We start from the raw sequence: 18,990 nt of genomic DNA on the forward strand, positions 1-18,990 counted from the left end.
CCCCGGATTGCGCCTTACGCCCTTCCCCACCCCCAGCCCCTCCCCTCAAGGGGAGGGGTGAGGCATGCCTGACCACGCCATCTCCGCCCATCCCGGCGTCCAGACCCAGCTCGACCGACTTGCCGCATTATCGCCGGGGCGCGATGTGCTGGGGCTGGAGCGGATCACCGCCTTGCTCGATCGCCTCGGCAACCCGCATCTGCGCCTGCCGCCGGTCTTCCATGTCGCTGGCACCAACGGCAAGGGATCGACCTGCGCGTTCCTGCGCGCGGCGATCGAGGCTTCGGGCCATGTCGCCCATGTCTATACCAGCCCGCATCTGGTGCGCTTCAACGAGCGCATCCGGCTCGCCGGGCGGCTGATCGCGGACGAGGCGCTCGCCGATTATCTCGCTCGCGTGCTCGACATCGCCGAGGGCATCAACGCCAGCTTTTTCGAGGTCACCACCGCTGCCGCGTTCCTCGCCTTTGCCGAGACGCCTGCGGATGCCTGCGTGATCGAGGTCGGCCTCGGCGGCAGGCTCGATGCGACGAACGTGCTGCCCGCGCCCGCCGTGTGCGGTATCGCGGCTTTGGGCATCGATCATGAGGCGTTCCTGCTCGCACCGGAGGAAGGCACGCCGGATATTCCGCTCGAACGGATCGCGTTCGAGAAGGCGGGAATCGCCAAGCAGGGCGTGCCGCTCGTCATCCAGAAATATGCCATCGGCATGATGGGCGCGATCGCGGGCCAAGCGATGCGCGCGGGCGCCTATGTCAAGGCGCGCGGCGAGGATTGGGACGCGGCGCTCTATCAGGGGCGGCTGCATTATCGCGATGTCGACGGCAAGCTCAACCTGCCCGTCCCGCGGCTGCCCGGCGCGCACCAGGCGGACAATGCCGCGCTCGCGGTCGCGATGATCCGCCACCAGAGCGCGCTCAGCATCCCCGACAGCGCCTTGAGCGCCGCGATGGGCTGGGCGGAATGGCCCGCGCGGATGCAGCGGCTCGCCGACGGACCGCTGGTCGCGCTGCTCGGCACCGACGAGCCGGTCTGGCTCGATGGCGGGCACAATCCCGACGCCGGAGCGGCATTGGCGCGGCATGTGTCCGCGATGGGCGGCAAGGCGCACCTGATCATCGGTATGCTGAGCAACAAGCAGCCCGGCGCCCTGCTCGGGCCGTTGGAGGCGCACCTCGCCAGCGTCACCGCGCTGCCGGTGCCGGGGCATGAATGGCACGATGCCGATGCCTTCCAGCAATGCCTTACCTCGGGAATCGAGGTGCAAGCGGCGGCAGATGTGCGCGCGGCGATGGCGCTGCTGGCGGAGCGCGAGGCGGCGCCGGTGCTGATCGCGGGTTCGCTCTATCTCGCGGGCGAGGTGCTCAGGGCGAACGGGCAGGAGCCGGATTGATCGGCGATCAGCCAAATCTCAATCCGTTTGTCCCGAGCCCTTCGACTGGCTGGCAAGCCAGCCGCTCAGGATAAACTTCTCGGCAAAGCCGAGAAGTCGAGGGACGCTTGTCCGAACGGTAGCGCGTAGGTCCCTCGACTTCGCTCGGGACAAACGGCAGGGGTTTAGCGCCGGATTTTACTCCCCGCTCTCCTCGGTTCCCGCCGTGCCGAGCGAGCGATCGACCAGTCCGCTTGCCATCATCCACCAGAACAGCAGCACGCCCGGAAGCGCGGCGACGGTCGTAACAAGATAGAAATTGGTGAAACCCAGCGACTCGATCATGCCGCCGGCAAGCGTGCCGGTGAGGAAGCGCCCGGTGATGCTCGCCGCCGCCGAGAGCAGCGCGAACTGGGTTGCGGTGAACTCCAGATTGCACAGCGCCGAGAGATAGGCGACCACGCACACCCCGCCGATGCCGCTGGCGAAATTCTCGAAGCCCATCGCGCCCGCCATCGCCCAAGTGCTGTGCCCGACCGTGGCGAGCCCGGCAAAGGCAAGGTTCGAAACGGCCATCAGGATCAGGCTGATCAACACCGAACGCTTCATGCCCAGCCGCGCATAAAGCATCCCACCGACGAAAATTCCCGCGAGCAGCGCCCAGAAGCCGAGGCCCACGTCATAGATGGCGAGCTCGTCATTGGTGAAGCCCAGATCCTCGAACAGCAGCCGCAGCGTGAGGTTGGCGAGCGTGTCGCCGATCTTGTGGACGAGGACGAACAGCAGCACGACCAGCGCGCCCTGGCGCTTGAAGAACTCGGCAAGCGGGCTGACATAGGCGATCGCGGCAGCGACCGGCCCCTTGAGCGGCTTGGGCTCCTGCCGCCGCGCGGGCTCGCCCATGACGAGGCCGGTGATCACCGCGAACAGTCCGAAGAACGAGACCGCGATATAGGCCGTGGTCCAATCGCTGCGCGCCGCGACGATCAACGCCACCGATCCGGCAAGCGCCGCGCCGATGCGCCAGCCATACTGGCTCATGCCCGATCCGACGCCAAGCTGGTGCGGTTCGAGCAGCTCGATGCGATAGGCGTCGATCACGATATCGAAGGTCGCACCCGCGACCCCGACCAGGATCGCGGCGACCGCCACGCTGGCAATGTCCGCCTCCGGATCGGCGAGCCCCAGATTCATGATCGCGACCATCACCAGCACCGCGCAAAGGATCAGCCATGAGACACGCTGGCCCAGCCGTCCGAGCAACGGCAGCTTCACCGCATCGATGATCGGGGCCCAGAGCCATTTGAAATTATAGGCCAGAAAGGTGAGCGCAAAGGCGGTGACGGTCGATTTCTCGATTCCCGATTGCGCCAGCCGGGTGGAGAGCGTCGCCGCGATCATCGCAAAGGGAAAGCCCGAGGAGATGCCCAGGAACAGCGCGGCGAGCGGCGCGGCCTCGGTATAGGGGCGCAGGCCCACCGGCAGCGACGCGCGCCAGCCCGTTGCCTCGGGGGCGATCCCGGCGGTGTGTTCGGTCATTCAGCTTCCCTTCCCGTGTCCCGGGCAGGAAACTAGCGGCACCAGCGATTTACGCCAGAGGCTTTTGCGCGCGCTGGCCCGGTCAGATCACTGCCGAGCCGATCACCGGCCCGCCTGGCCCCTTGCGGACCAGCACCGCATGCCGGTCCGCGCCGGTCACGCGGAGCAGGTCGAGGGTGATCGGAACGCGCAGCGCGCCGCCGCTCCAGCGCCCGAGAGCGCGCTCGGCCAGCACGACATTGGTATAATGCACCTTGCGCCCGCCATTCTCGCCCGCGCCGATGCTGACCGTGCGCCCGGACGCGAGAGCGACAAGCACCAGTTCGGCCTGTTGATCCTTGGGCCCATCGATCAGCACCTGCCTGCCGGTCCCATCGGCGGCGATGCGGACGCTCAATCCCGCTTTCCGCCGCGCAGCCGCTGCGGTGGCGAGAAGGCTGCGGACCTTGGCTTCCTGCGATCCGACCGCCTGGGCCCGGCCGTCGACCACCAGCTGCGGGGTATAGATATTCGCGCCGGCAAAGGCCCTGTCGCCATATTGGCGCTGGAGCCGGGTGTTTTCCTCGCGGCCCAGGCTGTCCTTCCAGCCAAGCCGGTCCCAATAGGTGACCGGGCGGCTGATCACCAGCACGCCGGGATCGCGCGCCAGCCTGGCCGCCACCACATCGGCGGGCGGACAGGACGAACAGCCCTGGCTGGTGAACAGTTCGGCCACGACGGGGCCGGCGGCGCTCTGCGCCAGCGCGGCGGGCGCTGCGCTGTTCTGCGGACGGGCGGCCGCCTGCGACGTGTCGGCACGGCCTTCGACCAGCACGAAGGCGGTCAATGCGGCCAGCGCAGCCATCGGAATCCAGATTTTCAGCATTTGCATGTCCTCGCGCGCAACGATTGCGCTCCATGGCCGCGAGGTTCGACGGATGTCGGCGCGGGGTTACGCCGCCGAATAGAGGTTGAGCGGCTTGGGCATGGCCTTGGGCGTCTGGCCGCGGATCAGCAGGTCGACCGCGTGGATCGCCTTGACCAGCTCGGCAGCGCTGTAAGGCTTGATCAGACAGCCGATCGCATATTGTTTCGCATGGCCGGGGCACGTGCCGGTCGCGAACAGCACCGGGATGTCGCGCTCACTCGCCACGCGGGCGACTTCGACCCCGCTGCCGCCGCGCGACAGGTTGACGTCCGCGAGCACCAGATGGATCGGCTCGCGCTCCAGCACCGCGATCGCCTCGGCCTCGGTATCGACCGTCGCGACCACGCGATAGCCCGCATCGACCACGCGCAGCTCGTTGTCGAAAGCGACCAGCGGCTCATCCTCGACGATCAGGATGGTTTCGATCGACCGGGTAAACCGCGAAAACAGCATGGAGGAACCTTCTGAACGGGCGAGCGGCGGGAAAGGCAAATACGCCGGGTGCAATTCTTGCGTTCCCGCGCGCCCGCTTCGACGTTATAGCAGCGCGCATGCCCCCCCGGAAACCGAAATTCGATCCGCTCGACGACAGCCCGTCGCCGCGCGCCGCACAACCCAAGGCCCGCACCTCCACGCTCGGCGAAGGCCAGCGCATCGCCAAGCTGCTCGCGCGCGCCGGCATCGCCTCGCGCCGCGAGATCGAGCGGATGATCGAGGGCGGCCGCGTCGCGCGCGATGGTGTCGCCATCACCACGCCCGCCACGGTGCTGACCAGCCTCAACGGCATCACCGTCGACGGCAAGCCGGTCAAGGAACCTGCGCCGGCCAAATTGTGGCGCTTCCACAAGCCTGCCGGTCTGCTCACCGCCGAGCGCGACTTTACCGGGCGCCCCACCATCTACGAGCATCTCGCCAAGGTCGCCCCCGATGCGCCGCGGATGATGCCGGTCGGTCGGCTCGACCTCAACACCGAGGGTCTGCTGCTGATGACCAATGACGGCGAACTCAAGCGCCAGATGGAGCTGCCCGCGACCGGGGTCGAGCGGACCTATCGCGCGCGTGCGTTCGGCGAGGTCAGCCAGGCGCAGCTCGAGGACCTGATCCACGGCATCACCATCGAGGGCGTTCGCTACGGCAAGATCGACGCCAATCTGGAACGCCGCACCGGGCGTAACGGCTGGATCGAGATGACGCTGACCGAGGGCAAGAACCGCGAGGTGCGCCGCGTGCTCGAACATCTCGGCCTCAAGGTCTCGCGCCTCATCCGCACCCGCTATGGCCCGTTCCTGCTTGAAGGACTCGATGTCGGCGCGATCGACGAGGTGCGCAGGCATGATGTCGTCGCGTTCCGGAAGACGCTGAAATGAGGGTGAACATCTGAATATGCTGCGCATTATCTCGGGCGAATGGCGGGGGCGCAAGCTCAAGGCCCCGCCGGGCGACACCACCCGCCCCACCGCCGACCGCACCCGCGAGACGCTGTTCTCGATGCTCACCAGCCGCCTCGGCTCGTTCGAGGAGCTGAGCGTGCTCGACCTGTTTGCAGGATCGGGCGCGCTGGGGCTCGAGGCGCTTTCGCGTGGCGCGGGACGCTGCATGTTCGTCGAGCAGGACCGGCCTGCGATCGATGTGCTCAAGGGCAATATCCGCCTGCTCGGCGCCGATGCGCGCTGCGAGGTGCGGCCGAGTTCCGCACTGTCGCTCGGCCCGGCGATCAAGCCGTTCGACCTGGTGCTGCTCGACCCGCCTTATGGCACCGGCGCGGGCGCGGTGGCGCTCGACAAACTCGGCCGCCTGGGCTGGTTCGCGCCCTCGAGCTGGATCAGCGTGGAAACCTCGGCCAAGGAAAGCCTCGACGTGGCCGGCTTCGACATCGACACCGAACGCGTCGTCGGCAAGGCGAAGCTCACGCTGTTGCGGCCGGCGGCAAGCGGGTCGGCCTAGTCATGGCCGTTTTTCGGCGAAAGCGGGAATCCAAAGCGACACGAGCGCAACCTGACTCCTGGACTCCGGCGTTCGCCGGAGAGCGAGCGAGCCAGAATTCAACCTACCGCCCGCCCCCGTTGCGCCCATAAACCGGCAAGGCTGACCAGCCCCGCTGCCGCCAGATACAGGCCGACAGCGTCCGCGCCGCCCATGTCCGCCAGTGCCTGCGCGGCGATCGGGGCGACTGCGCCGCCGATGATGCCGCCGCCGTTGAACGCCACCGACGCGCCGGTATAGCGCACGCGCGCCGGAAATTGCTGCGGCAGCCAAGCGCCCAGAGGGCCATAGACGAAGCCCATCACCAGCAGCGCGACCGACAAGGCGATCCAGGCGAGCCAGAGCGAACCCGAACCCAGCAGCGGCCCGAACATCAGGCCGACGCCGACGGTCGCCGCGCAGCCGATCATCAGCACGCGGCCGCTGCTCGTCGCGTCCGATCGATAGCCCGAAATGACGATGCCCAGCGCCAGGAACAGGATCGCACCCAGCTGGACGATCAGGAAGCTCGTCCGGTCATGACCCAGCGCGGTAGTGGCATAGCCGAGCGCGAAGGCGGTCGAGAGGTAGAAGATCGCAAAGCACGCGACGACCGCGAAGGTCCCCGCCAATGTCGCGCGGAGATGATGGCGCAGCAGTTCCACCACCGGCACCGGTGCAGGGCGTTCCGCCTCGAGCACGCGCGCGAAATCGGGCGTCTCGCTGATCTTGAGCCGCACCCACAGGCCAAGCCCCACCAGGATGCCGCTCGCCAGGAACGGCACGCGCCAGCCCCAGGCGACGAACTGCTCTTCGTTCAGATTGAGCCCCAGCAGCAGGAACAAACCATTGGCGGCGATGAAACCCACCGGCGCACCGAGCTGCGGCGCCATGCCGAAGCGCGCTGCCCAGCCCGGGGGTGCGTTTTCCACCGCCAGCAGTGCCGCGCCGCCCCATTCGCCGCCAAGGCCGAAGCCCTGGCCAAACCGCAGGATGCACAGAAGCAGCGGCGCGACCCAGCCGACCATCTGCCAGGTCGGCAGGAAGGCGATCAGCAGCGTCGATCCGCCCATGAGCAGCAGCGAGGCGACGAGCGTCGACTTGCGCCCGATCCGGTCGCCGAAATGCCCGAAGGCGATCGCGCCGACGGGCCGCGCAAAAAAGGCGAGGCCAAAGCTCATATAGCTCAGCATCAGCTGAGCAGAGGCGCTTTCGGAGGGGAAGAACAGCGGTCCGAACACCAGCGCGGCGGCGGTGGCATAGATATAGAAATCGTAGAATTCGACCGCCGTGCCGACCAGCGAAGCGGTCAGCACCCGCGCATGCGTACGATATGGATGCGTCATTCGGCCCTCCCCGGCGCGCGACCGTTAACGTCGAGGCCCGGCTTGGCAAGCAAAAGCGCGCATCTGCATCGCCTGGCGAACAGCCAAAAGGGGCCGCGGTTGCCCGCGACCCCTTTATGGAAGAGAAGGAAGTGTGAAGGGTAGTTCAGGAGTAATCAGGCGGCGATTACCTCGCCATCGGCCTCCGGATCGCGCAGCACATAGCCGCGGCCCCAGACGGTCTCGATATAATTCTCGCCCCCGCAGGCCAGCGCCAGCTTCTTGCGCAGCTTGCAGATGAAGACGTCGATGATCTTGAGTTCGGGTTCGTCCATGCCGCCATAAAGGTGGTTCAGGAACATTTCCTTGGTCAGCGTGGTGCCCTTGCGCAGCGAAAGCAGCTCGAGCATCGCATATTCCTTGCCGGTCAGATGGACGCGGGCACCATCGACCTCGACGGTCTTGGCATCGAGGTTGACCGCCAGCTTGCCGGTGCGGATGACGCTTTGCGAATGGCCCTTGGAGCGGCGGACCACGGCGTGGATGCGGGCGATCAGCTCTTCGCGGTGGAACGGCTTGGTGACATAATCATCGGCGCCAAAACCGAACGAGCGCACCTTGCTGTCCATTTCCGAAATGCCGGACAGGATGAGCACCGGCGTCTGCACCTTGGCGACGCGCAGCTTCTTCAGCACGTCATAGCCGTGCATGTCGGGCAGGTTCAGGTCCAGCAGGATGATGTCGTAATCATAGAGCTTGCCGAGGTCGAGGCCTTCCTCACCCAGGTCGGTGGTGTAGACATTGAAACCCTCGGTCGTGAGCATCAGCTCGATTGCCTTGGCCGTGGTCGGCTCATCTTCGATCAAAAGCACCCGCATGTGCAGCCCCTTTTCGCCCGTGCCATCGGCACCGTTCAGTCATCTGGACCCAAGAACGGATCGACGAGGAAAACATTAACCATATTTTTTTGGGGGCAAAAGGTTAATTTTGAATTAACCGGCCTGACTCCACGAGTCGCCGAAGCCTGCAAGGGCGCGAAGGGGCTCAAAAGACTCCCATTTCCGGCACTTAGACGGTCCTTTTCGGTTCGTCGCTTTTGACCGATTAGCGCCAATTGGTTTCCAATTGGTAACGGAGATGAAACGCGAATTTACTCCCCTTGCAAACCTTTACGCAGCCAGGCGATCAGAGCCTCGACCCGCGCTGGGCGGTGCGGCGAGGGCGGCGTGACGATGCTGAGCGTCAGCGGTTCGAACCGCCATTCGGGCAGCAGGTGCACCAGCCGCCCGTCAGAAAGACCGTCCATGCAAAAGAAATCGGGCAAGGCGGCGATGCACTGACCGTCGAAAACGGCGGGCATCGCGGCATCGGCATTGTTGACGATCAGCGCAGGCTGTGAACGGGCGAGCACGCGCGTCCCGTCGGGTCCCGTCAGCGGCCAGAGTCCCGGCTGCGGACTGTTGGCATAATGAACCGCCTTGTGCGCCTCCAGCTCTGCGGGATGGTGCGGCGTGCCGTGGCGCGCACAATAGCCGGGGGCGGCAATCAGGTAGAGACTGACGGTGCGCAGCCGGATCGCGCGCAGGCTGCTGTCGGGCAGCACCGCGATGCGCAGCGCCATGTCGAAACCCTGATCGACCAGATCGACCCGCGCGTCGGACAGGTGCATGTCGATCAATATGCCGGGGTGCAGCGCCATGAACTGCGCGATCAGCGGCGCGACAGCGCTGAGGCCGAAGCTCATCGGCACCGCGATGCGCACGGTTCCGCTCAGGAGCACCGCCTCGTCGCGCGCCGCCTCGACCGCCGCCTCGCCGTCCATGCGGATGCGCCGCGCATGATCGACCAGCGAACGCCCTGCCGCCGACAGCGATAGCCGCCGCGAGGTGCGGTGGAACAGTACCGTGCCCAGTTCCGCCTCGAGCCGCGAGACCGCCTTGGACACCTTGGCCTTGGACAGGCTGAGCGCATCGGCTGCTCCGGTGAAGCTGCCGGTATCGGCAACCGCTGCGAAAACCGCCCAGGCCTCGAAATCGGGAAGTCGCATATCCGGAAACAATCCTTTTCCAAACTGGCTATTTTGGAAACGATAGCTCAGGACTATCTGTAGCTCAAGCCAAGGCGTCGGCAACGGTCCGATGCCAGCAAGGAGCAAGTGACATGATCGAGAAACGCGATTTTTCCACCCTGGGTCACGCCAATCACGGTTGGCTCAATGCCCGCCACCATTTCTCGTTCGGCGGCTATCACGATCCGGCCCGCATGGGTTGGGGTAGCTTGCGCGTCTGGAACGACGACGAGATCGCCCCCCGGAGCGGCTTCCCCACCCATCCGCACCGCGACATGGAGATCATCACCTATGTCCGCACCGGCGCGATCACCCATCGCGACAGCCTGGGCAACGAAGGCCGCACGGAAGCGGGCGACGTCCAGGTGATGAGCGCGGGAACCGGCGTGGCGCATAGCGAGTTCAACCTGGAGGATGAGGAAACCCGGCTGTTCCAGATCTGGATCATCCCCGATGAAGCGGGCGGTGCTCCGCGCTGGGATGCCAAGCAGTTCCCCAAGGGTGAGCGTTCGGGCAAGCTGGAAGTTCTGGCCAGCGGCCGTGACGAGGACATCCTGGCGGGCGCGCTGATGATCCGGGCCGATGCAAGGCTGTCCGGGGCGACACTCGCCAAGGGCGACAGCATCACCCACCGGATCGACCCGGCTTATGCCGCCTATCTGGTGGTGTCGGCAGGCAGCGTGAGCGTTAATGGCGTCGAGATCGGCGAACGCGATGCTGCCGCGATCACCCGCGAACCCGAGATCACGATCACGGCGCTGGAAGACGCCGAATTCCTGATCGCGGAGACCCGCACCCACTGATCCCTCCCCCGCCCCGCCGCCTTCCCCCTCGGGCGGCGGGACACCCTTTCATTCCCATATCCCGCAAAGGAGAATTCCCATGGCAAAGGTTCTGGTGCTCTATTACTCGACTTATGGTCATATCGAGACGATGGCCGAAGCGGTCGCCGAAGGTGCGCGCAGCGAAGGCGCCGAAGTGACGATCAAGCGCGTCCCCGAAACCGTTCCCGAAGAGATTGCCCGCGCGAGCCACTTCAAGCTCGACCAGGCTGCCGAGATCGCGACGCCCGAGGAACTGGCCGATTATGACGCGATCATCGTCGGTACCGGCACGCGCTTCGGCCGCATGTCGAGCCAGATGGCAGCCTTCTGGGACCGCACCGGCGGCCTATGGGCCAAGGGCGCACTCGTCGGCAAGGTCGGTGCATCGTTCACCGCGACCGCAAGCCAGCATGGCGGCCAGGAGACCACCCATTTCTCGATCCTCACCAACCTTCTGCACCACGGCCTGACCGTGGTCGGGCTCGACTATGGCTTCCAGGGTCAGCTGAGCAATGACGAGGTGATCGGCGGATCCCCTTATGGTGCCAGCACGATCGCCGGTGGCGACGGATCGCGCCAGCCGCACCAGGCCGATCTGGATGGCGCGCGCTATCTGGGCGCCAAGGTCGCGCGCACTGCGGCCAAGCTGACCGCCTGACCGCCTGACCCCCTCCCCCGCCCGCTCGGGAGCAGCCGCCCGCGTCCCCCATGTTTGGGGGATTGCGGGCGGTTTGGCATCTGCCTAGCCTCGGCCCCTGTTCTGGGGAGAGCGATGATGGTGCGGGTTGCGTTGCGGCGGATGGCGTTCATCCTGTCGATGGTCTGGGTCGCCGCAGCCCCGGCCAGGGCCGAATGGCGCGAAGCCTCGAGCCCCAATTTTCTGGTCTATGCCGATCAGAGCGAAGGCGACATTCGCGAATTCACCGACATGCTCGAGCGGTACCGTTCGGCGATGCGCTATATCTACAAGCTGCCCGAAGAAGCGACTTCGCCCTCGAATCGGCTGACCGTGTTTGTCGTGCGCGACGCCAATCAGGTGCGCAAGCTGATGGGCACCAACAACCGCTATGTGCTGGGCTTCTACCAGTCGCGCGCCGGCGGGTCGGTGGCGTTCGTCCCGCGGGTCGATGACAATAGCCAGAGCGACCGCGTGTCGCAGGGCGAGCAGATATTGCTTCACGAATATGCGCATCATTTCATGTTCAGCGTGTTCGCCGGTTCCCCGCCGCTGTGGCTGCAGGAAGGCTTTGCCGAATTCTATTCCACCGCGAAGTTCGATAGCGCGGGCGGCGTCGGCCTGGGGCTGCCGGCCGATCATCGCGCGGCCGAACTGGCGCTGGCCCAGGAAGTTCCGCTCGACATGCTGCTGAGCACCCGAAAATACCGGGAAAATGCCTCGAAGCGTTACGACGCCTTTTATGGACGCAGCTGGCTGCTGTTCCACTACCTCACCTTTTCCGAAGCGCGCGCCGGCCAGATGGCCGATTATCTCCAGCGCATCAACGCCGGCGAAGGCGAAGAGGCCGCAGCGACCCAGGCCTTTGGCGATCTGGGCGTGCTCGACAAGGAATTGGGCGCCTATATGAAACGGCGTCGGCTGACCTATCTCAATCTGGGCGCAAGCAAGATCGCCAGCGCGCCGATCGCGATCCGCATGCTCGGCAAGGGCGAAGCCGCCATTCTACCGGTCATGATGCGGTCGAAACGCGGCGTGAACGAGGAAACCGCGACCGAGGTTCTGGCGGACGCGCAGAAGGTGGCGGCACAATATCCCGACGATGCCTTCGTGCTGAGCGCGCTCGCCGAGGCCGAGTTCGATGCGGGCAACGACGAGGCTGCCATCGCGGCTGCGGACAAGGCGATCGCCAAGAACCCGCAGGCCGTGGGCGCGATGATCCAGAAGATATATGCGCTGTTTCGCAAGGCTGGGGATGACGACGCGCTCTGGCCCAAGGTGCGCGCGGCGATCTCGGCCGCCAATCGGATCGAGAACGACAACCCCATCCCCCTGGCCTATTTCTTTCGCAGCTATGCGGCAGAGGGAAAGAAGCCGCCCGAGATGGCCGTCCAAGGCCTGCGAAAGGCGCTGCAGCTGGCGCCTTATGATACGGGCAACCGGCTGACGCTGGCGGATTACTTCATCCGCACCGGCGACAAGCAGGCTGCTGAGACGACCCTTGCCCCGCTGCTCAACCACCCGCACGATACCCAGCTCGCTGAGCTGGCGCGCAAGCTGCTGGACCGGGGCAGTGCGCAGGCCGAGCCGAGTTCCGCTGACGACAGCAGTTCGTGATCGCTTAGACCGCGAGCACATTCCACAGGACGAGCAGCGCCACCAGCAGCACCATCGCCGCAAAAAGCCGGCGCGCGATGAGCACCTTGCGCGCCAGCGCCCGCGCCAGGAAAATGCCCGGCACCGTGCCCATCGCGCCGCCCGCCACCATGGCCGCGAGGATCGGTCCATCGATCTGGCCCGACATCGCATAGCTGGCGCTGGTCGATGCGCCGAACAGGCTCACCGAAACCAGCGACGAGGCGGCGGCATTGGACAGCGTCATCCCGGTCGCCGCCATCAGCCCCGGCGCGATCAGGAAGCCCCCGCCAATGCCGAAGAATCCGGCCGCCAGCCCGACCAGCAGACCGATCGGCGCGAGCTTCATCGTGCGCACGGCATCGAGCCGCACCAGCGGATCGCCGGTGCTGCGCGGGGTGCGCATCATCGACAGCGCCACCAGCGCCATGGCAATCGCGAACCAGCCGAGCAGCGCCTGGCCATCGACCTGCTTGGCGACATGCGCACCGATCAGGGCGCCGCTCACCCCTGCCACGGCGAACACGCTGGCGCAGGGCCATTTGACCGCACCTGCGCGCGCCTGACCCAGCAATCCGGCGAGCGCATTGAGCGCGACGGCGGCGGCGGATGTTCCGATCGCGACATGCACATCGGCGATGCCGACGACATAGATCAGCCAGGGTGTCGCGAGCACCGACCCGCCGCCCCCGAAAGCCGCCAGCAACAGGCCGACGATCGCGCCTCCCAGCGCGGCAAGAGCGAGCGTCTCGATCATTGGATCAGCCCAAGGCGCGCCGGTTCCACGGCATCAGCGCGAGCAGCCGCGCCATGCCGCAAAAGCCGCTCAGCCCTGCAAAGGTCAGACCCAGCCCGACAAAGGCGGTGAGCGCGACAAAGGCGGGCGCGACCAGCCACGCGAGCAGGAGACCGGTCAGGATCAGCACGCCCGCCGCAATCTGCACCTGACGTATCAGCTCCAAGGGTGCACGCGCATTGCGCACGACCGGTTGCCCGGCCGCTTCCCAGGCCTTCAGCCCGCCCTTGAGGACGAGCGTGTCGACCGGCCATTGCCGGGCCAGCCGTTCCTGGTGCAGCCCTGTGCGCATGCCGCTGGCGCACATCAGGATCGGCAGCACACCGTCTTCCAGCACCACCGGTTCTGTGGTGGCTGCCGAGGCGGGGCGCAGGATCGCCCCTGGAATGTGAGCGCGCGCGAACTCGTCCGGCTCGCGAATGTCGATCAGCCGCGCAAGGCCCCGATCGAGCAGTTGGTGCGCCTCACGCGCATCGATGGTCGTGATCGCCATGGCAAGATTCCTCAGCTTTCAGGGGGACAATAGATCGCGGCAAGCACCTGCATGATCTGCAGCACCGCAGGGTCGGCGATCCGGTAGAAAATGCTGGTGCCTTCGCGCCGGGTCTCCACTAGCCCCTGCTCGCGCAGGCGGGCCAGATGCTGCGACAGTGCGGATTGCGACAGCGCGACCTGCTGCTGAATTGCCCTCACCGACAATTCGCCATCCACGAGCAGGCAGAGCACCTGCAGCCGGTGCGGATTGGCGAGCAGGCGCAACATGTGCGCGGCCTCGTCGGCCTTGGCGGCCATCGCCTCGGGCAGAGGCTTGGTGAAGGAGATATCAGACATGGGGCGCATATATTCCTTGAATCTAAATTAGACAAGACTAAATTAGATATATCTGATATAGGAGTTCGACATGCCCATCGCCATCCATCCGCATTTCGATACCGTGACCAACACGGTCAGCTATGTCGTGATAGATCCGGCCAGCGCGCGCGCGGCGATCATCGATCCGGTGTTGGATTTCGAGGCCAAGGCAGCGACCATTGCCACGACCATCGCCGACAGGCTGCTCGCCATCGTCGATGAGCAAGGCGCGACACTCGACTATGTGCTGGAAACACATGCGCATGCCGATCACCTGACCGCCGCCCATTACATCCGTGCGCGCACAGGAGCGAAGGTCGTGATCGGTGCGCATATCCGCAACGTCCAGTCGATCTTCACCCCGGTCTTTGCGGCCGAGACGATCGAAACCGGCGAGGTGTTCGACATGCTGGTCGACGAGGGCGACACGCTGGCATTGGGTGAAACCGAGATCCGAGTGCTGCACACGCCGGGGCATACGCCCGCCTGCCTCACCTATCGGATCGAAGATGCAGCGTTTGTCGGAGATACGCTGTTCATGCCCGATTACGGCACCGCGCGCGCCGACTTTCCAGGCGGCGATGCGGCGACGCTGTTTCGTTCGATCCGCAAGATCCTGGCGCTGCCCGAGCAGACGCGCATCTTTGTCGGGCATGATTATCTGCCCAGGGGCCGCAGCGATTTCCGTTGGGAAACGACCGTCGCGGAACAGCGCGCGGCCAATGTGCATGTGCATGACGGTGTGAGCGAGGCCGAATTCGTCGCGATGCGTGAAGCCCGCGATGCCACGCTCGATGCGCCCACGCTGATCCTGCCCAGTCTGCAGGTCAATATCCAGGGCGGAAAACTGCCCAGCCCGGATGCCCAGGGCCGTGCCTTCCTGCGCCTGCCCATCAACGCGCTGGGCAGGCACAGTCCCCTGCCCGCCGAACTGTTCGAATAAGACTATGGGCGGCGTGCCGGTACGCTATGAATACAAGCCGATAGTGGCGAGGGAGGCGGCGATGCAATATGGTGTTGGGAAGTCGGTGATCGGTCTGATGGCCTTGGCGGGGCTTGCAGCCGCGCTACCGGCACACGCACAGGACAGCCTGCGCCCCGGCTTTCACGCCGGGACCGCCATCCCGGAATTCGGCCCCGTCGCCAGCGCCGAGGGCCATATGCCGATCCCCGCCGAAGCGACCTTCAGCATCGCGTTCGATGTCAGCGAGGCGGGCAAGCCCGGCAGCCTCAACCGCACGATCGAAAGCGCGGCCCGGTTCATCAACATGCATGTCGAGGCGGGCGTGCCGCGCGAGGCCATCCGCATTGCGGTGGTCGCGCACGGCCAGGCGTCGTTCGACCTGACCAATGCCGCCACCTATGCGGCGAAGCATGACGGTGCCGCCAATGCCAACCTCGCTGCGATCGCGGCGCTGCTGCAGCACGATGTGCAGTTCATCCTGTGCGGCCAGAGTGCCGCAGCGCTGGGCATCAAGCTCGAGCAGCTGGCCCCCGGCGTCAAGCTGGCACTCTCCGCGATGACCGCGCACGCACAGCTGCAACAGCAGGGCTACACGCTCAACCCGTTCTGACGCTGCCGGTCATTCGGCGGGCGCAACCGATCTCTCTGTCTGGGCGGCTGACCGTCTGACCGCGACATGGCGCGCGGAGCGCTTGCGCCACCAGATCATCAGGCCGGTGACGACGAACGTGCACAGCGCGATGCCGGACAGGAAAATCGCGATCCGCCCCGCCCAGCCGAAGGCCTTGCCGCTGTGCAACGGGAACTGCCAGGCCACCACGACGTCACCCGCGCTTCCCTCGCTGAAATGCCGATCGCCGACTACCGCACCACTGCGGGCGTCGACGAACAGCCAGCGGTTGCCGTTGCTGTCGATGTCGCGCGGATCGAACAGGCGCAGCCAATAGATTCCCTTCGCAGGATTGTACGAAAGGCTGTCCACCCTGGCGGCACCCGCCAGGGCCAATGCCTGATCGGCGCTGACCGGCGGACGGTCCAGCGGCTCGGCCAGCGCCGCCGCGGCCTGGTCGGGTCGCTTGGTCAAAGGCGAGATCCGATCGATCGCCATCAGGACATCATCAGACCAATTGAAATATACACCCGTCGCCGCGAGCGTCAGTGTTACCGGGAAAAGCCAGAGGCCTACGGCCCGATGCAGATCGAACACCCGCTTGTGCCCCGCCGCTCGGCGACGGATGCGGAAGCTTTCCTTCCAGCGCGCGGCATTGGGAAAGGACAGCACAGCAGACGCGATATGGTCGATGATCCAGACAAGGCCGACCAGGCCAAGGATCCAGGTCATCCACGCGCCCAGGTGCAGCGAGTAATGGAAGGTGTAGAGGAAGCTCATGATCCCGCGCCGCGACAGATCGATCGCATTGGCGTCGCGCGCGCCCAGCACCTTGGCGGTCGCCGGGTCAACGAACACCTGCCAGTAGGACGGGCTGACTGCCGATTGGCCTGCACTGGCAATGGGCTCGAGATAGACCGTGACGACGTCGCCCGGTTCGTCGGGCAGATCGATATAGCCGGGTCGATTGCCTGGGTGCGCCCCGATTGCGGCCCCGACCAGCTGGCTGACAGGGAGCGTCGGTCCCGGACTAGCGGTGAACCAGTCCGCATTCAGGCCATGGTCAATTTCCTCGTAGAAGACGAGAATCGACCCGGTTGCACCCAGCAGGAACAACCATAGCGCCCCCAGCAGGCCGAACCAGCGATGCCACAGCACCAGAGCGGGTCTGAGCCGCATCGGGCGTCAGGCCCTTCGCCAGGACATCAGAAGGACCACGATACCGTACCCTCGAAGGTGCGCGGCGTCCCATAGGTCACCCGGCCCGGGCCAAAGGCATCGAAGGCGAAGCTGTCGGTCAGGTTCCGCGCGTTGAGCGCAAAGCGCCAGCCGTCTATCTCATAGGAAATGACGGCATCGAGCAGCGTATAGCCCGGCAATGTCAGCGTGTTGGCATTGTTCACCGGGCGCTTGTCGACAAGCGTCACGCCGCCGCCGAAGCCGAGGCCCTTGAGCGGCCCGGATTGCACCTCATAGCTCGACCAGATATTGGCGCTATGCGGCGACGTCCGCTGCACCTGGCGCCCCTGAAAGGCTGCCGTGTTGGTGCGGGTGATCTCTGCGTCTAGATAGGCATAGCTCGCCTGGATGCTCCAGCCGGGCAAGATCGTGCCTGCCAGCGACAATTCGACACCCTGGCTGCGCTGTTCACCATCGAGCACCGAAAAACCGACATTCACCGGATCGGGCGTCGCGACATTGGTCTGGTCGATGCGATAGACGGCGAGCGAACCGGTCAGTCCTTCGGTCAGGTTGACCTTTGCGCCGAGTTCCAGCTGCTCGCCACGCGTGGGGGCAAAGGCCTCGCCCGTGACCGTCCTGCCGATCTGCGGCTGGAAGGACTTGCTGTAGCTGGCATAGAGCGACACGGCCTCGCGCGGTTTGAAGATCAGGCCGACACGCGGGCTGAAGGCGCTGCCGGTCTGGCGGGCACGTGTATTTGCGGCAAGGTCGGTATCGACCTGCTCGAACGAGTCATAGCGGCCGCCGAGAACAAGGCTCCACTGATCGCTGAAGACGATCCTGTCCTGCAGGAAGAGCCCGAGTTCGCGCAGCGTGTTGCCCGCATCATAGGTGTAGTTCAGCGCCCCGCGCCGCACGCTGTAAACGGGACTGAATATATCGATCGGCGCGGAAGGATCGAATTCCCGATAGCGGAAATCGGCCGTCGAGCGCGAAAGGTCCAGGCCGGCGATCAGCTCATGACGGACCGCGCCGGTCGCGAAGCGGCCCCGCAGCGTCGTCTGCATCTGGGTCTCGCCATACGTGTCGAAGGAATCGAACGGGGTTCGTGATAGGGTTCGCCCATCGGCAGCCAGCGCGCCCGGAAGTTCTGCCCCCACCGCAGCATAATCGGTATCGACGAAGCGCAGGATGCTGCTGACCGACCAGTCGTCGCTAAATTCGTGCACGAGGCGGGCACCGATGCGATGCTGCTCCACTTCCACGCTGCCGGTATTGACGTTGCGTCGCCGGGATATCCGGCCATTGGGATTGGCGAGGATCGTCCCCACTGCAGGCAGCCCGAAATTCTGCCGGTCGAGATCGAGAAGCTTGTAGGCTCCCTCGACCGTCAGGCTGGTCCGATCGCCCAGCATCGCCCGCACCGACGGCATGATCACCGAATTGCGCGTGCTCGCCCCTTCCAGAAACGATCCCTGGTCGCGCACCGACGTGCTCAGCCGATAGCTGATCTTCCCCGACTGATCCAAAGGTCCGGTGAGATCGGCCTCCGCACGGAAGAAGTCATAGCTGCCCAGCGTTGCCGTCACGAAATAGCCGGGCTCGGCTTCGGGTTGCTTGGTGATGAAGTTGATCGTCCCGCCCGGCGAGGAATTGCCGAACAGCAAAGAGGCGGGGCCGAGCAGCACCTCGATCCGTTCGATCCCGGTCAGGTCCGGCCCCAGATTGGCCGCCGGGCCGTTGCCGACCTTGGACAGCATGCCATCGAGCGCCGTCGGTGCAAAGAAACCGCGGACCTGCACGCGGAGGCCATCGAAATTGGCGGGAGCCGAATTGCGGACGCTGGGGACATTGGCGAGCGCGCTGAAAGTATCCGCTCGCTGGTCGCGCAGCAGGTCTTCGGTCAGCACCTGCACCGATTGCGGTGTATCGAGCAACGCCGCTCCGTCGCGCGTGCCTACCGCGTCGAGCGCCTGATAGCCCGATGCGCGTCCTGTGACGATGATCTCTCGCCGCGCCTGTTGTTCGGCTTCTGCATCCTGCGGCTCGGCCTGCGCATGGACTGGCGATGCAGCGATCGCCAGCGGCAGCGACAGCAGAGCCAGACGGAAAAGGTGTCGGGGTGCAGTCACGGCCGCCTCATCAAATGTTAATGCGAGGCGTTCCTAACAATTCCGAAATGCGAGTCAATTGCAATAATTGGCATGGCGTCAGCTTGGGGGAATTTGCTGCGCCAAGCCCCCGAATGATCCCCACATCCCGCATTCGCCCGAGCAGC

Annotated in this window: 19 protein-coding genes; 8 read left to right on the plus strand and 11 right to left on the minus strand. The window is 65.4% G+C overall.

The genetic code is table 11. The annotated features are described in order from the left end of the window. Window positions 1-64: 64 nt before the first annotated feature. Window positions 65-1,393 carry a bifunctional folylpolyglutamate synthase/dihydrofolate synthase gene (locus tag FG486_RS05110; protein ID WP_181266677.1) on the plus strand — a complete coding sequence of 443 codons (1,329 nt, stop codon included), beginning with the start codon at window positions 65-67 and terminating at the stop codon, window positions 1,391-1,393. 177 nt (window positions 1,394-1,570) lie between these two features. Here the strand turns inward: FG486_RS05110 and FG486_RS05115 are convergent, their stop codons facing one another. The 3 genes from FG486_RS05115 to FG486_RS05125 all read right to left on the minus strand — a co-directional run bounded on the left by FG486_RS05115 (window position 1,571) and on the right by FG486_RS05125 (window position 4,271). Next, window positions 1,571-2,911 (minus strand): AmpG family muropeptide MFS transporter, encoded by a 1,341-nt coding sequence (locus FG486_RS05115; RefSeq protein ID WP_066281796.1) that lies wholly within the window; start codon window positions 2,909-2,911, stop codon window positions 1,571-1,573. Window positions 2,912-2,993: 82 nt separating this feature from the next. Further along, window positions 2,994-3,776, minus strand: coding sequence for a DUF1223 domain-containing protein (locus tag FG486_RS05120; RefSeq protein WP_181266678.1), 783 nt, complete (start codon window positions 3,774-3,776; stop codon window positions 2,994-2,996). A gap of 66 nt (window positions 3,777-3,842) precedes the next feature. Beyond that, complete coding sequence (locus FG486_RS05125) at window positions 3,843-4,271, minus strand: response regulator (RefSeq protein ID WP_066281793.1); 429 nt, start codon at window positions 4,269-4,271, stop codon at window positions 3,843-3,845. Window positions 4,272-4,369: 98 nt separating this feature from the next. Between FG486_RS05125 and FG486_RS05130 the strand changes: the two genes are divergently transcribed. Together FG486_RS05130 and rsmD are read left to right on the plus strand one after the other, a co-directional pair. Beyond that, window positions 4,370-5,185 carry a pseudouridine synthase gene (locus FG486_RS05130; protein ID WP_181266679.1) on the plus strand — a complete coding sequence of 272 codons (816 nt, stop codon included), beginning with the start codon at window positions 4,370-4,372 and terminating at the stop codon, window positions 5,183-5,185. 19 nt (window positions 5,186-5,204) lie between these two features. Next, on the plus strand, window positions 5,205-5,762 hold the full coding sequence (gene rsmD, locus FG486_RS05135) for a 16S rRNA (guanine(966)-N(2))-methyltransferase RsmD (RefSeq protein WP_181266885.1): 558 nt from the start codon (window positions 5,205-5,207) through the stop codon (window positions 5,760-5,762). A 98-nt stretch (window positions 5,763-5,860) separates the two neighbouring features. On the opposite strand, the gene FG486_RS05140 is transcribed toward rsmD, so the two are convergent. The 3 genes from FG486_RS05140 to FG486_RS05150 form a co-directional block, all read right to left on the minus strand. Continuing rightward, on the minus strand, window positions 5,861-7,126 hold the full coding sequence (locus FG486_RS05140) for an MFS transporter (RefSeq protein ID WP_181266680.1): 1,266 nt from the start codon (window positions 7,124-7,126) through the stop codon (window positions 5,861-5,863). Between the two features lie 155 nt (window positions 7,127-7,281). Continuing rightward, complete coding sequence (gene ctrA, locus FG486_RS05145; protein WP_023839689.1) at window positions 7,282-7,983, minus strand: response regulator transcription factor CtrA; 702 nt, start codon at window positions 7,981-7,983, stop codon at window positions 7,282-7,284. A gap of 272 nt (window positions 7,984-8,255) precedes the next feature. After that, window positions 8,256-9,152: a LysR family transcriptional regulator gene (locus tag FG486_RS05150; RefSeq protein ID WP_066279495.1), complete on the minus strand. Its 897-nt coding sequence runs from the start codon at window positions 9,150-9,152 to the stop codon at window positions 8,256-8,258. 113 nt (window positions 9,153-9,265) lie between these two features. Between FG486_RS05150 and FG486_RS05155 the strand changes: the two genes are divergently transcribed. The 3 genes from FG486_RS05155 (at window position 9,266) to FG486_RS05165 (ending at window position 12,290) form a co-directional block, all read left to right on the plus strand. Next, a complete protein-coding gene (locus FG486_RS05155; protein WP_066279492.1) occupies window positions 9,266-9,976 on the plus strand; it encodes a pirin family protein in 711 nt (236 codons plus the stop codon). Between the two features lie 79 nt (window positions 9,977-10,055). Then, window positions 10,056-10,655 (plus strand): NAD(P)H:quinone oxidoreductase, encoded by a 600-nt coding sequence (wrbA, locus tag FG486_RS05160; RefSeq protein WP_060977568.1) that lies wholly within the window; start codon window positions 10,056-10,058, stop codon window positions 10,653-10,655. A gap of 114 nt (window positions 10,656-10,769) precedes the next feature. After that, a complete protein-coding gene (locus FG486_RS05165) occupies window positions 10,770-12,290 on the plus strand; it encodes a tetratricopeptide repeat protein (protein WP_181266681.1) in 1,521 nt (506 codons plus the stop codon). Between the two features lie 4 nt (window positions 12,291-12,294). Here the strand turns inward: FG486_RS05165 and FG486_RS05170 are convergent, their stop codons facing one another. From FG486_RS05170 to FG486_RS05180, 3 genes are read right to left on the minus strand one after another with little or no spacing between them, the layout of a single operon-like run. Then, window positions 12,295-13,065 carry a sulfite exporter TauE/SafE family protein gene (locus FG486_RS05170; protein ID WP_181266682.1) on the minus strand — a complete coding sequence of 257 codons (771 nt, stop codon included), beginning with the start codon at window positions 13,063-13,065 and terminating at the stop codon, window positions 12,295-12,297. A gap of 4 nt (window positions 13,066-13,069) precedes the next feature. Then, the gene (locus FG486_RS05175; protein WP_181266683.1) at window positions 13,070-13,597 is read right to left on the minus strand and encodes a rhodanese-like domain-containing protein; all 528 of its coding nucleotides are present in this window, start codon (window positions 13,595-13,597) and stop codon (window positions 13,070-13,072) included. Between the two features lie 11 nt (window positions 13,598-13,608). Then, window positions 13,609-13,935 (minus strand): ArsR/SmtB family transcription factor, encoded by a 327-nt coding sequence (locus FG486_RS05180; protein WP_181266684.1) that lies wholly within the window; start codon window positions 13,933-13,935, stop codon window positions 13,609-13,611. Between the two features lie 70 nt (window positions 13,936-14,005). Between FG486_RS05180 and FG486_RS05185 the strand changes: the two genes are divergently transcribed. After that, window positions 14,006-14,899, plus strand: coding sequence for an MBL fold metallo-hydrolase (locus tag FG486_RS05185; RefSeq protein WP_181266685.1), 894 nt, complete (start codon window positions 14,006-14,008; stop codon window positions 14,897-14,899). Between the two features lie 61 nt (window positions 14,900-14,960). Next, a complete protein-coding gene (locus FG486_RS05190; RefSeq protein WP_241695579.1) occupies window positions 14,961-15,530 on the plus strand; it encodes a DsrE family protein in 570 nt (189 codons plus the stop codon). Window positions 15,531-15,539: 9 nt separating this feature from the next. Here the strand turns inward: FG486_RS05190 and FG486_RS05195 are convergent, their stop codons facing one another. Next, complete coding sequence (locus FG486_RS05195) at window positions 15,540-16,709, minus strand: PepSY-associated TM helix domain-containing protein (RefSeq protein WP_181266686.1); 1,170 nt, start codon at window positions 16,707-16,709, stop codon at window positions 15,540-15,542. Window positions 16,710-16,735: 26 nt separating this feature from the next. Continuing rightward, entirely contained in the window at window positions 16,736-18,844 is a 2,109-nt protein-coding gene (locus tag FG486_RS05200; protein WP_181266687.1) for a TonB-dependent siderophore receptor, read from the minus strand. Window positions 18,845-18,990: the final 146 nt, after the last annotated feature.

This window comes from Blastomonas ursincola, from assembly GCF_013607875.1.
Classification (GTDB): Bacteria; Pseudomonadota; Alphaproteobacteria; order Sphingomonadales; family Sphingomonadaceae; genus Blastomonas; species Blastomonas ursincola.

What these genes read in the sequence shown, in the direction of transcription:
- wrbA (WP_060977568.1), top strand. Translation starts at nt 10,056, where the DNA reads ATGGCAAAGGTTCTGGTGCTCTATTACTCGACTTATGGTCATATCGAG.
- FG486_RS05165 (WP_181266681.1), top strand. Translation starts at nt 10,770, where the DNA reads ATGATGGTGCGGGTTGCGTTGCGGCGGATGGCGTTCATCCTGTCGATG.
- FG486_RS05130 (WP_181266679.1), top strand. Translation starts at nt 4,370, where the DNA reads ATGCCCCCCCGGAAACCGAAATTCGATCCGCTCGACGACAGCCCGTCG.
- FG486_RS05125 (WP_066281793.1), bottom strand. Translation starts at nt 4,271, where the DNA reads ATGCTGTTTTCGCGGTTTACCCGGTCGATCGAAACCATCCTGATCGTC.
- FG486_RS05190 (WP_241695579.1), top strand. Translation starts at nt 14,961, where the DNA reads ATGCAATATGGTGTTGGGAAGTCGGTGATCGGTCTGATGGCCTTGGCG.
- FG486_RS05185 (WP_181266685.1), top strand. Translation starts at nt 14,006, where the DNA reads ATGCCCATCGCCATCCATCCGCATTTCGATACCGTGACCAACACGGTC.
- FG486_RS05140 (WP_181266680.1), bottom strand. Translation starts at nt 7,126, where the DNA reads ATGACGCATCCATATCGTACGCATGCGCGGGTGCTGACCGCTTCGCTG.
- FG486_RS05155 (WP_066279492.1), top strand. Translation starts at nt 9,266, where the DNA reads ATGATCGAGAAACGCGATTTTTCCACCCTGGGTCACGCCAATCACGGT.
- FG486_RS05120 (WP_181266678.1), bottom strand. Translation starts at nt 3,776, where the DNA reads ATGCTGAAAATCTGGATTCCGATGGCTGCGCTGGCCGCATTGACCGCC.
- FG486_RS05150 (WP_066279495.1), bottom strand. Translation starts at nt 9,152, where the DNA reads ATGCGACTTCCCGATTTCGAGGCCTGGGCGGTTTTCGCAGCGGTTGCC.
- FG486_RS05170 (WP_181266682.1), bottom strand. Translation starts at nt 13,065, where the DNA reads ATGATCGAGACGCTCGCTCTTGCCGCGCTGGGAGGCGCGATCGTCGGC.
- FG486_RS05195 (WP_181266686.1), bottom strand. Translation starts at nt 16,709, where the DNA reads ATGCGGCTCAGACCCGCTCTGGTGCTGTGGCATCGCTGGTTCGGCCTG.
- FG486_RS05180 (WP_181266684.1), bottom strand. Translation starts at nt 13,935, where the DNA reads ATGTCTGATATCTCCTTCACCAAGCCTCTGCCCGAGGCGATGGCCGCC.
- ctrA (WP_023839689.1), bottom strand. Translation starts at nt 7,983, where the DNA reads ATGCGGGTGCTTTTGATCGAAGATGAGCCGACCACGGCCAAGGCAATC.
- FG486_RS05115 (WP_066281796.1), bottom strand. Translation starts at nt 2,911, where the DNA reads ATGACCGAACACACCGCCGGGATCGCCCCCGAGGCAACGGGCTGGCGC.
- FG486_RS05110 (WP_181266677.1), top strand. Translation starts at nt 65, where the DNA reads ATGCCTGACCACGCCATCTCCGCCCATCCCGGCGTCCAGACCCAGCTC.
- FG486_RS05175 (WP_181266683.1), bottom strand. Translation starts at nt 13,597, where the DNA reads ATGGCGATCACGACCATCGATGCGCGTGAGGCGCACCAACTGCTCGAT.